This window comes from Herpetosiphonaceae bacterium, from assembly GCA_036374795.1.
GTDB lineage: Bacteria > Chloroflexota > Chloroflexia > Chloroflexales > Kallotenuaceae > LB3-1.
Genome location: DASUTC010000249.1, coordinates 1 through 11,554, shown reverse-complemented (window position 1 = coordinate 11,554; position 11,554 = coordinate 1). Strand labels below are relative to the sequence as shown.

Genomic DNA, 11,554 nt, shown 5'->3' with positions numbered 1-11,554 from the left:
GCCCTGCTCCTGCGGAAAGTGGATGATCAGCGGAATACGGGCAGACCACTCGTAGAAGCAGCGCTTCTGAACCATCCGCTTTTCGGCCAGCATATCGCCGTGATCACTCGTGAAGACTACGATCGTATTGCTCGCCTGTCCTGTCTGCTCAAGGGCGTCCAGTAATTCGCCGACTTTGCGATCGATATAGGTGACAAGGCCATAGTACGAGCGACGGAGCTGCCGGAGATTGCCCGGATCATCCAGGTCGACCTGATCGGTTGCGTGCGCCTCGTTGAGCCAGCGGTCCATCGCCGAATAGGTCGCCTCCAGATGTTCCGGATGCGTCGGGATCGAGATCGGCGTGTCCTCGTAGAGGCTCCACAGCTCCTCCGTCACATGGAACGGATCGTGGGGGTTGTGATAGGACGTAACGAGAAAGAACGGCTCGGTGGGCTGGAGCCGTCCGCGCTCTCGGATGTATTCGAGCGCCCGAAAGTGCGTTTCTTCATCGTAGGAGAGAAACTTGCTCCAGATCCGCACGCCGACGTTGGGCGGCGCGTACATGCGGGCATGTCCACCACGCGGGAACTGCCCCGTGGCATCGAGGATCGGAACCCAGTCGAATCCAGCGGGGTACACGTCGGTCGTCAGGCGCCGCCGAAAGCCGTGCAGTTGGTCGGGACCGATGAAGTGCATTTTCCCGCTGAGCACCGTCTCGTACCCCGCGTTCGTCAGGTAGTGGGCGATCGTCGGCTCATCCGCGTGCAGCACGGCGGCGTTATCATAGCAGCCGAGGCGGGAAGCATACCGCCCCGTCATCAGCGCGGCGCGCGCAGGCGCGCAGAGCGGGTAGGGGGTGTACGCAGCGTCGAAGCGCACGCCACGGGCAACGAGACGATCGAGGTGCGGCGTTTTAACTTCGGCATGGCCGTAGGCTCCCGTGAGGAAGGGCACAAGCTGGTCGGCCATGATCAACAGGATGTTGGGTGACTGTGCCATCGGTGGTGCTCCGTAGCATGGAGATCGTGACGGATCATCGAGATCGAGGCAAAGAGCGTTGTCTCGGATACTACTGACTCCCCATACTATACCGGATTCGGGCGCGAGCTGAAGCGGCCAATCGAGCAGCCATCACGCTCTGCGCTGGGTCCTCGACAGCGCCACGTCGATCTGCTATGCTAGCTTCCAGCACTACCCATCGATGCACCCTGGTCTGGATCACCTGGGGCGGGCGCTCCCCGCCACCGGACGGAGGACGACATGCAGATTGGTAGACAGCAGCTACAGCACCCACCCAGGCGCCCATCCTCCACCCTTGCTCGATCGCACACATCCACGGCGACGGCGCATCGCGACCTGCCCCTTCGGTCGCACGCGACGGGGCGGCTCCGTCAGCCCGCTCGTCTCCCCGTGCCCCAAGCGCACGCCGAAGCCCTTGCGCCACCGTCCGCCAGGCCATCGGGAGGCTTCGGGCATGACTTCAGCCAGATCCGCGTGTATCCTCCTGCCCGTGGGATGCTTCAGGCAAAACTGACCGTCAGCACGCCGGGCGACGCCTACGAGCAGGAGGCCGACCGCATCGCCGACGCGGTGATTCGTATGCCCGACGCGCGGACACCGCCCGCTGAAACGTCCGCCGAGAAGGCCCTGGGCGCGGGCGTGCTCGTCCCTCAGCACGCCGCCGGAGGTGGAGGGGCCGCGCACGGCGCAGCCAGGCAGCTCGCATGGACGCGCCAGGCGCCGCTCGTGCTGCCGGTCATACCCGCAGCGCCGATGATCCAGCGACGAACCCTGGGAATCGCTGGAAGTTGCTGGTTCAAGAACTGCCAAACGCAGCTCCAGAACTTCTTTATGATTCCCGAAGACGGCCCGCCCGGCTACCATCCGACCGATGCAGGCGCGGAGTTTCGCGTCGATGACATCGACGGCTTGTGGTTCAAGTTCCATAGGCCGACGGACGAGTGGTTCAAGATCCCAGACATTGGGACAGCCCACGTCATCTGTACGGAGGACGAGGAAGCCGCACGCATTCAGCCAGCCGCCATTCTTCCCTTTGCGACCGCCGGTTGGACCAACGAAAGCATCCACACGCTCAACCCGTATGCATAGCGCGCGGCACAGGAGCGCCCCCATGAAGCAGAGCGAGCCAGCGGCCCATGATCATCCGCATCTAACTGGCGCATCGTGATGCGTTGATCGGAGCGCACGCACCGCTGAGTCGCTCTGGAGCGTGCTTGACGTGGCAGCGCCCGCTGGAGTATAGTGAGATAGCTACCTCTACCATCTGGCGCCATCAAACCACGCAGCTCAAGGGATGACCATCGAGCATCAACAAGCACCCTGATAACCCGGCTACCCTGGAGCTATTCCAGGTGTTCAAGCCTTTCTCGCTCCACTCGGCCCGCCGCTCGGCGGCCAAGGAGGTGGATATGAATCGTGAAGCGCCACGGATCTTGGTCATTGATGACGACGAAGCCGTGCGTCGCACCCTGGCGGAGCTGCTGCGGCGCGATGCCTATATCGTCGCCACCGCGCCGAACGGCCAGGCAGCGCTGGCGCTGGTCGAGCACGAGGTCTTCGATCTTGTGCTGCTCGACTTGTGGATGCCCGGCCTGAGCAGCTGGGAGGTAGCCCAGCGGCTCCTCGCGCAGCGCCCAACGCTGGCGATTCTGGTGCTCACCGGCGATAGCATGGCAGAGTATGAGCGGGAGCGCTGGTTGGCGGCTGGGATCGAGTACCTGCTCAAGACGAGCGCGCCCTGGGATGTCCTCAGGCGTATCGCGGCAGCCCTCGCCGAGCGCGAGGTAGCGATGTGAGCGGCTCCGACATGATGATCCGCGCCGGAGCCGCTATCGCCACGTGGGCTAGGCTTCATCATCGACACGCCGCTGAGCAAGCGTTGGGGCAGTTCCGGGCACCACGAACAAGCCGACCTCATGCCACCGGTAGCGCGCCGCACCCATCGCCGTCCGGCGCTCCGACCAGCAGGAGCGGGCAGGGCGTGTGCCTCAAGACCGCCCGGAGCACCCGCGCGCGGCCCGGCTCCAGGTGGCTGCGCCGCGCCACCACGACGACGTCGACGTGATGCTCGCTGGCGAAGCGCACGATCTCCTGTCCAATATCGCCGCGCGCCAGGAACATGCGGATCGGCACATCGGACGGACAGCCCGCGCATCCTCTGGCGAACCGATCGATCATCTCGTCGGACCACTCCGGCCACTCATGCTGGGGTTGATCCAGGTAGCGCGGGACGCCCATGCTGCCCGGCTCCGACACGACGGCTGGCTGCGCGGCGACTACATACAGCAGGTCGATCGAGGCTGCCAGCCGACTCGCAAGCGCGGTCGCGGGACGCAGTAAGGCAGCCGTCGTGGGCGTGCCATCGAGCGGCAGCAGCACATGGCGCACCGAGCCGCCGTGCTCCATGAAATCGGTCGCTACCTCCGGACGCACCATGACAATGGGCCGCGTCGCCTCGGCAGCGACCGCCTGCGCCACGCGGCCAAACGCCCGGCCCGGCTCGACGATCCGCCCGTGGGTCGTCATCACCAGCAGGATCATATCTGGCTCGGCGCTGGCCTGCAAGATCGTATCGACCGGCTTGCCGATGGCGATGCGAAGCTCGATGTCCAGCCACGGATCGGCATCCAGGCGCAGGCGACGGCGGATGTCGTTCGCTGATGGTCGCTCCGAAACGACATGAAGGATCTCAAGACGTGCGGCGAGCTGATCGGCGAGCGTGAGCGCAATCGGCAGCGCGGTCGCCGAGGCCGGCGATCCATCGAGCGCAACCAGCACCCGACCACCGGCTGTAAACGTCGTTTCACTCATAGCGCCACCTCCTGCCAGCGCCCCTCCGCGCCATCCCACCGTGCCCGCAGCGTCTGGTGCGGCTGGATCGTGCGCGCCAGATCGCCCACGACGAGCGGGAGCGACGCGCCATCCTCAAGCGTCACCGCGATCTGCAACGGATGCTCGATGACCACGCGGATACGTCGATTGCGCCACCGTGCCGGAACCTCAAGCCGCCGCCACGTCGACGGCAGGTGCGGATCGCAGCGCACCTGCTCATCCGTACAGCGCAGGCCCGCAACGCCAAAGACTAGCGCCTGCCACAGCCCGCCCAGCGTCGCGATATGAATCCCCAGCGCGGTATTGCCCATCGCGTCACGCAGATCGATCGCGGCAGCCTGCTGGAAATAGTGCAGCGCGCGATCCACCTTTCCCAGCCGGGCAGCAACGAGCGCATGGATCACCGGGCTGAGCGAGCTCCCATGCCCACAGCGCGCCTCGTAGTACGCGAAATTGGCCGCATGTACGCTCGGCGGGAATTGATCCCACAGCAGCGCCAGCAGCATCAGCACATCTGCCTGCTTGATCACCTGGCTGCGCTGCGTCCGCTCCCGGCCAAGGATGACATCCATCGGAGCATTGCGCTCTGCGTATGCGCCAAGGTCGATCGGCTCAAGCGCGAAGTAGCCCGCGAACTGCTCGAACAGATTGGTCCGTGGATCGAAGCCGCTAAACACCGTCTCGGCAAGCGCATGCCACACAGTCAGCTCATCTGTCCGCAACTCGATCTGCCGTCGCAGCGCGGCCCAGCGATCCGGCCAGCGCTGTTGCAGCAGATCCGCAATATACAGCCCGCAGATGATATTCCAGCGCGCCATGCCATTGGTATAAGCGTTGTCGTCTACACCCTCGTGGTATTCGTCGGGACCGATCACGTTGCGAATGTGGAAGCGACCGTCAGGCGCCACTCTGGCCCGGCTGGCCCAGAAGCGCGCCGTTTCGAGGATCATCTCCGCGCCCGCATCGAGCAGAAAGCGGTCGTCGCCCGTGAGCTGCCAGTACTGCCAGACGGCATACGCCACCGCCGCGCTGATATGCAGCTCATTGGTGCCATTGCGTACGAAGACGATCTGCCCGTCGGGTGCCAGGACCTGGGTTGGCGTGACCTCCGCGCCGGTATCGGTGGACTCCCAGGCATACCACGCGCCCTGGAAGCCGAAGCTCCGCGCTTTCTCGCGGGCGGCAGGCAGGGTGTGCCAGCGGTACAGCAAAAGGGCGCGGGTCGCCTCCGGCCAGGTCAGCGTATAGAACGGGAGTAGAAAGATCTCGGTATCCCAGAAGACATGCCCCTGGTACGCATCGCCGGTCAAGGCGCGCGCTCCGATCGAGACATGTGGATCGTCGGGATTGGCCGCGCTGATAAGATGATACTGCGCGAAGCGGAGCGCCTGCTGTGCGTCATCGTCGCCCTCCACGATCGCATCGCTCGCGGCGCTCAGCGCCGCCCAGGCCTGCTCGTGCGCCGCAAGCACCGCCATCGGACCCGATTGCCGCGCATCGGAAAGCGTGGCGCGCACGGTATGCCTGGCATCGTCCAGGCTATCACCACGGGCCAGCGCAACGAAGCGGACACAGACCGCGGGCTGATCCGGCTGTGCGATCCAGTGCCATCGCTGGCGGTCTGCGATACGAGCCGCTGGCCGGAGGCACCGCTCGCCAACGGTGAGTGTTGCGTCAGTCGACGCCGCCAGGTAGCGCGTGCTGTGCGCGGTGCGCCAGACCTTGATCGTGGAGTCATCCGAGACAGCCCGGAGGCCGTCCTCATCCGAATCAAGTCCTGTTTCAAGGGTCAGCGGCGTTGGCTGATCGACGCTGATCTCCACGAGCTGGAGCGCCAGGGTGCGCGTGACGAGCGAGGCGCAGCGCAGCGTCCGGAGCCGAATCGTCTGGCCGGTTGGCACGCGCTGCTGCCACTCGCCGATCATCACGCCGCGCTTGAAGTCGAGCGTCCGGTGATGTGCCAGCGTCGTGCCGCTGTCGATAGAGAGCGGTGCCCCAGCAACGATCAGCTTGAGCTGTACCCAATCCGGTCCTGCGACAAGCACCGAGTGCGCCGCGTCGTTCGGCGACGTATCGAAGAGTCCGGCGATAAAGGTGCGCGGGCGTGAGGCACGTGTCGGGATCTCAAGCGAGCCGCGCACGCCGATGAATCCGTTGCCGATCGAGAACCGCGTTTCAATATCATGCTCAAGCGCGGGCTGATAGCCTGTCACGGTCATGCGCCAGGCAGGATCGTCGGGGACGCGGAGGGCTGCTTCAGCCCAATGTTGCACCACCGCGTCAGGAGCATGTGCGGTTAGCATATACGTACCTCTAAGCCAATGTATCCGGAATGGTGCGGTTGCCGACGGATCTTATGTGGCCGTTGCAGCCACACGCAATGGCGGATCTATCGATATGCTTCATCGTACAGGACCACACGCAGGAGGACGACAAGGAATCATATCGGGCCGTGAAGATTGCGCCATCGTGCAGGACGGACGCGAGCGCGTGCCGTCTCGCACGACGATGAGGCTGTTGCATGACGGTTTCCGAGGGCTGCGGCGCGCAGCACGCACTATGCATAACTGCCGTCTGCCGTCAACCTCATCTGCTCCTGGCACGGATCGGCTGCTCATCTATGGGCATCGCTCGACGGTACGGGCGAACCGATAGCTGGCCTGAGCTGGCCCACGATGCCCCAGCTCTTGAAGAACGTGGACGGAATGGAGCGCAGCAGCGCCAGCGTGGCGCTCGGCGCCGCCTGGCCGTTCTTCGACACGGCTCCGTCACGTGTCACCAGAATCCAATCGCGATCACGCGGCGTTGGCCTGATATAGGCGCGGCCCTGACAAATGTCGATGTGCGGTGCCTCCCGCAGAATCACCCCATCCTCGGACGCCTCGGCGGTGTACCTGAACGTGTTCACCGTGACTGAGGTCACGGGCTCATACCTCTGCGCGTACATGATCGTGCCTCCCCCCGGCGCGCCAGCAACCACAGGTCACGCGATGTCGGCGCTACGAGGGCGGTGCTCATCGCGTGGTGTTCGAGGAGCGTACCCCTGCCCGCCATCGCGGGACAAACGATCGGTGCGCGAGCCGTCAGCAGATACGGTGGGAGGTCGTCGCCGGGTGCCTGCGTGGAGCCGGAACGAGTGATGCGTGAACAGCGTGTGTGCGGCGACGATCTCACGTGGGACGATGCTGCTGATCGGTCGCTATAGCGACCACTATACCGCCGGGCTTGGAGTCTGCCGGTAGCGAAATCGACACCTGATGCGGAGAGGTCACCATCGGCATCGCACGGTCAATGCGCTTGCCTGGCAAGCTGCTCCAGGCCCTCGGTGCGCCAGATGCCGTGCCAGGCCGTTCCCAGAGGCGGAAGCCGCAGCTCGATCAGCCGGGGCTGCCGCGCATGGAAGGCGCTCACTAGCTGCGCCTGAAGTTCGGCAGCGCGCTGTTCCGTCTCATCCGGCTCCATGTCGGATGTCCACGCGACGACAGAGGAGTCTACCTGGAGCGCGGCAGCGAGCGCTTGATAATCGATATTCGGCGGATTCCGCAGGATGGCATGTATCCCACCCTGGAGCGCGCCGGGATCGATCGTGAGCGCCTGCTTACGGAGCGATACGCTCTCGCCATTGTTGCAGACGACGAGCGTCAGGGGAACGCGCTGCTCGCCCAGCGCCACCAGACCTTGCAGCCCATTGCAGAAGCCCTGATCGCCCAGGGTGCAGACGACGGTCAATGCCGGATCGCTGGCCGCAAGCCCGGTAGCGAAGCTGATTCCACTCCCGACAAAGCCCGCGTGATCGCCGAAGACCCGCAGACGCGGCGGGTATTGGTCGTACTCCTCGGCGAGCAGGCCGCCGAACATCTGGCTGTCGTCGACGAGCATCGGGCAGGAGACGGCATCAAAGGCGCGAGCAAAGCTGCTGGCAATCGCTCGTCTCAGGTGCAGCGCGGCGGACGGCACGGCCTGCTCGCCGACGACGCGATCGACGGATGAGCCGCACGCTGTGCCGTCGTCCCATGTGCCTCGCCGAGCAGCGCCGCTCGTGGTAAGAATCGGACGCAGCAGGGCTGAAAGACGACGCAGGATCTCGCAGACATCGCCCTCGACCACGATGTCATCGGAGCCGACGTACGCATTCTTGCAGCTCTTCGCTCGATCCGTGGTGATGACGAGCTTACGACATGCAGGCAGCGGCCCGATCACCCGTGGATACATATTGCGATCTTCGAGCGTGATCACCAGCTCGGCCTGTTCCATGAGTTCCCGGTGCGCAGCCTCCAGCGCGTCGTACCATCCGACGAACAGCGGGACATCGCTCCGCGACAATCGCTCGAACAGCATCGGGCCGCGCCGGTAGCGCACCTGGAGCACGGGCGCGCCCAGGAGTTCGGCGAACTCGCGCAATGCGGGCCGTGACTCAGCGTACCTGAGGAAATAGTCGTCAAGCAGGATCAGCCTGCGCCCGCAGCCCTCGATGAGCGCGACCGCGCTCGATAGGGCAGGCACCGCGCGCGGCGCCTCGTGCGGAGCATCCGCCAGCACCACCTGCTGCGGCACCCAGCGCGTCTCAAGCGTATTCTGGGGAATGCCGACGAGGACCGGGCCGCAGGGTCGCGCTCGCGCGATCCGTATCGCGGCCCGCAGCGACCGCGTGAAATAGTGAGCGGGTGTCGTCTGCCCATTGCCGGATGTGTCTGGCGCGCCCAGCTCATAGGACCATTTCGCGAAGCGGCCAGCGCTCCCGATCAGATCGGGTTCGCCGTGCGGCGGCAAGAAGCACGCCGATCCGGTCGAGGGCATGCCCACGAGATACACGACGCCTACTTCGTTGCGCCGGGCGGTGGCAATCGCCCCCAGCGCGTTGGTCAATCCGCGCGCGCCATGCAGGATGCCAGCGGCGGCGCAAGGCGTGAGCGCGCAAGCTCCAGCCGCCATGAACGCCGCCTCCGTGTCGCCGCGTCCGCTCACCAGGTCGATGCCCGCGGTCCGATCCACGGCATCACAGAGGGCAAGCTCCGACGTGCCAGGATAGGCGAATGCCAGGCGAATACCCTCCTGATCGAGGACACAGGCGGCGGCGTGCGCGCCTGTCAGCACGTGGTCGGGTCCGCCGTCGTGGGAATGCCGCTGTGTACCGTCACCCATGATGTGCCTCCAGTCGCCGATCATCGGGGATGATACGGCTGCCATCGTCCGCTTGATCAACGGCCTCGTGGAGAATCGGGGAGCCTGTGCCTCTCAGCGCACAACCGAGCGATACAGCGCCTCGTACTCGCTCACCATCCGATCCAGGCTGAAGCGCGATGCCGCATGCGACCGCAATCTCTGCCGGTCGAGCCGTAACGCTGCGGGGACGAGCGCGGCAAGGTCTTCGACGCTTGCGCCCAGGTATCCGGTCACGCCCTCGTCGATCACCTCCCGCACCGAGCCATTGGCATACGCCAGGACGGGAACGCCAGCTTCCATGGCCTCGACCATCACCAGACCAAATGGCTCGCGCCAGCGTACGGGAAACAACAGCGCCAGGGCACCGTCGAGCAGCGCGCGCTTGCGCTGAAGGTTGACGCGGCCAACATGTACGATCTGCTCGCCGTCCACGTGTGGCGCGACCTGCTCGGCAACATAGCGCTGCTCGCTCTCGACCCACGGCGTCGGCCCTCCGGCGAGCACGAGTCGGCAGCCGACGCTGCGCGCGATCCGGATCGCATCGACGGGATTCTTGTCCGGTCCCATGCGGCCAAGAAACATCAGATAGTCTCCACGCTCGGTGGCGGGAACATAGCCTGCACGGAACTCGCATCCATGATGAATCACGGGAATGCGCTCCTGACGGCTGTGCGGGAGGTCGCGCACCTGATCGCGGCTGATCGCGACGACACGCGCCTCCGCGTAGCGGGTCAGGACCCACCGATCGTCGATGTTCAGCCCATCGTGCAGGGTGAAGAGGATGGGCGTGGGAGACAGCGCGCTGAAGGGGAGCCGCCGACAGCCAAGATGACAGTGAATCACGTCAAAGTCGGCGGCATGAGCGAGCATCGTCGCCATGGCGGCGTTGTGATAGTGCTCGTGCCTGTGGGAAGCCAGGCCCCTGGCGTACTGTGCTGCCAGGCATTCGTCGACAATGGCGTGAAGCCGGGCGCGGGTGTGGGTGTCTCCGGTGCCGAACAGCGTCACGTCATGACCGCGATCGATCAGGCTGTCGACCAGCAGCGCGAGGAAGCTCTCGATGCCACCGTAGTCTGGCGGCGGCGTCGGATACACCAGGGGCGCGACCTGTGCGATTCGCATACTACCTCCTCCGCGAACAGGGATGGCCTCGGATGCGATGACCGCCGTGAAGGCGCTCTTGCAGACGTTTGTGCGCGTATGGTTTAGCGTGTGCGTGTGGCCGGTATCGAGGACGACGCTGTCGGTTGCAGGGCCGCAGATGCGCTGCTCGTGCGACACGCGGCACGCCGACGCGCCTGGGTGCTACACGCGCGCGCTGCCGGTAGCCGCGAGCCGCTCATAGCATTGCACGTAGCGATCGACCATCGTGTCTGCGGTAAAGTTGCGGAGGAAGTGCGCGCGGCACGCAGCGCGTGAGATGCCAGACAGCTGCCAGCAGGCATCGCGCATCTCGTTGAGCGACGCGCAGACATAGCCGGTCACACCATCCAGAACCAGCTCCGGCATGCTTGCTCGATCCGAGCAGACCACGGGCGTGCCGGAGGCCATCGCCTCGATTAAAGATACGCCGAAGCTCTCCCATTCCGCCGTATGGATCAATCCGAGAGCGCCGCTGAGCAGGGATCGCCGCTGCTCCCCGACGACCTCACCGACGTACTCAACGCCCGGATTCCGCAAAAGCGGTCGGATCACATGGTCGAAGTAATCGCCGTCTAAGACCGGCCCAGCCACGACGATGCGAATCCCTGCGGCCAGCGCGACCCTGATAGCTGCGTCCGGGCGCTTGACCGGGACCACCCGCCCCAGAAAGAGCAGGTACTCGCCGATCTGATCCGCGTAGGTGAGGTCGCTGGTAGCAACGCCGTTGTAGATCGTGTCCACCCAGTTAAGGTCGAGCGCTGCGGTCGCCGCGCGCTGATAGTTCGATACGGCGACCAGCGGCGCTGTGCGATGATACGCCAGGATGTCGGTGGTGATCTTCCGGTGGACGTAGCCGTGAAACGTGAGCACGGCCGGTGTCGTCAGCGCGTGAAGCGCAGGCAAGAACCAGTATCCGGCGTGCGAGTTGATGATGTCAAACTCGCGCTGCCGCTCAAGGACCTGAGCGATCAGAATCGATTGCGGCCACCAGTCCAGGCCATCGTATGCAAGGTCGTGCTGGATCGCGCGCCGGACGGGAGCCACGAGTCGGGCACGGGTGCGCGAGTCTCCGCTGGCAAAGAGCGTGACGTCGTGGCCGCGCTCAACCAATCCTTCGGCCAGGTTGGACACGATCAGCTCGACGGCTCCCGATCGTACGGGGGGCACGCGCTCAACCGGCTGGGCAACCAGCGCAATACGCATCTGTCCGCCCTCCTTTCGCTATCACCGGATGACGCGCGCGAAGAGCATCCGGCGGATCAGGCAAGCGCCTGTTTGAACGCTCTCCGATGCTGCGCGATGTGCGCCACATCGGTGGCCTCGCGGCACGCGCCCTCGGCGAATGGCGCGATGATCCCTTGCGCCACCCACAGACGAAGCTGCTCTAGATTCCGCTCAAGCCGCGCGTCGATGA

9 protein-coding genes are annotated in these 11,554 nt (G+C 65.0%); 2 read left to right on the top strand and 7 right to left on the bottom strand.

The features are described from left to right. Nucleotides 1-981, bottom strand: a 981-nt coding sequence (locus VFZ66_18495; GenBank protein HEX6291180.1) for a sulfatase-like hydrolase/transferase, incomplete at its 3' end; no start/stop codon positions are given. A gap of 261 nt (nt 982-1,242) precedes the next feature. Here VFZ66_18495 and VFZ66_18490 point away from each other — a divergent pair. Then, nucleotides 1,243-2,091 carry a hypothetical protein gene (locus VFZ66_18490; GenBank protein HEX6291179.1) on the top strand — a complete coding sequence of 283 codons (849 nt, stop codon included), beginning with the start codon at nt 1,243-1,245 and terminating at the stop codon, nt 2,089-2,091. Between the two features lie 320 nt (nt 2,092-2,411). Further along, on the top strand, nt 2,412-2,798 hold the full coding sequence (locus VFZ66_18485) for a response regulator (protein HEX6291178.1): 387 nt from the start codon (nt 2,412-2,414) through the stop codon (nt 2,796-2,798). Nucleotides 2,799-2,916: 118 nt separating this feature from the next. On the opposite strand, the gene VFZ66_18480 is transcribed toward VFZ66_18485, so the two are convergent. The 6 genes from VFZ66_18480 to VFZ66_18455 form a co-directional block, all read right to left on the bottom strand. Beyond that, nucleotides 2,917-3,813 (bottom strand): universal stress protein, encoded by an 897-nt coding sequence (locus VFZ66_18480; protein ID HEX6291177.1) that lies wholly within the window; start codon nt 3,811-3,813, stop codon nt 2,917-2,919. Next, nucleotides 3,810-6,137 (bottom strand): glycosyl hydrolase family 65 protein, encoded by a 2,328-nt coding sequence (locus VFZ66_18475; protein HEX6291176.1) that lies wholly within the window; start codon nt 6,135-6,137, stop codon nt 3,810-3,812. The genes VFZ66_18480 and VFZ66_18475 overlap by 4 nt, the downstream gene beginning before the upstream one ends. A 311-nt stretch (nt 6,138-6,448) precedes the next feature. Then, a complete protein-coding gene (locus VFZ66_18470) occupies nt 6,449-6,781 on the bottom strand; it encodes a hypothetical protein (GenBank protein HEX6291175.1) in 333 nt (110 codons plus the stop codon). A 341-nt stretch (nt 6,782-7,122) separates the two neighbouring features. Next, nucleotides 7,123-8,976: a thiamine pyrophosphate-binding protein gene (locus tag VFZ66_18465; protein ID HEX6291174.1), complete on the bottom strand. Its 1,854-nt coding sequence runs from the start codon at nt 8,974-8,976 to the stop codon at nt 7,123-7,125. A 93-nt stretch (nt 8,977-9,069) separates the two neighbouring features. Then, nucleotides 9,070-10,119, bottom strand: a complete 1,050-nt coding sequence (locus VFZ66_18460) for a glycosyltransferase family 4 protein (protein ID HEX6291173.1) — start codon at nt 10,117-10,119, stop codon at nt 9,070-9,072. Between the two features lie 183 nt (nt 10,120-10,302). Continuing rightward, nucleotides 10,303-11,343 (bottom strand): glycosyltransferase family 4 protein, encoded by a 1,041-nt coding sequence (locus tag VFZ66_18455; GenBank protein HEX6291172.1) that lies wholly within the window; start codon nt 11,341-11,343, stop codon nt 10,303-10,305. Between the last annotated feature and the right edge of the window lie 211 nt (nt 11,344-11,554).

What these genes read in the sequence shown, in the direction of transcription:
- VFZ66_18490 (HEX6291179.1), top strand. Translation starts at nt 1,243, where the DNA reads ATGCAGATTGGTAGACAGCAGCTACAGCACCCACCCAGGCGCCCATCC.
- VFZ66_18470 (HEX6291175.1), bottom strand. Translation starts at nt 6,781, where the DNA reads ATGTACGCGCAGAGGTATGAGCCCGTGACCTCAGTCACGGTGAACACG.
- VFZ66_18455 (HEX6291172.1), bottom strand. Translation starts at nt 11,343, where the DNA reads ATGCGTATTGCGCTGGTTGCCCAGCCGGTTGAGCGCGTGCCCCCCGTA.
- VFZ66_18480 (HEX6291177.1), bottom strand. Translation starts at nt 3,813, where the DNA reads ATGAGTGAAACGACGTTTACAGCCGGTGGTCGGGTGCTGGTTGCGCTC.
- VFZ66_18465 (HEX6291174.1), bottom strand. Translation starts at nt 8,976, where the DNA reads ATGGGTGACGGTACACAGCGGCATTCCCACGACGGCGGACCCGACCAC.
- VFZ66_18475 (HEX6291176.1), bottom strand. Translation starts at nt 6,137, where the DNA reads ATGCTAACCGCACATGCTCCTGACGCGGTGGTGCAACATTGGGCTGAA.
- VFZ66_18485 (HEX6291178.1), top strand. Translation starts at nt 2,412, where the DNA reads ATGAATCGTGAAGCGCCACGGATCTTGGTCATTGATGACGACGAAGCC.
- VFZ66_18460 (HEX6291173.1), bottom strand. Translation starts at nt 10,119, where the DNA reads ATGCGAATCGCACAGGTCGCGCCCCTGGTGTATCCGACGCCGCCGCCA.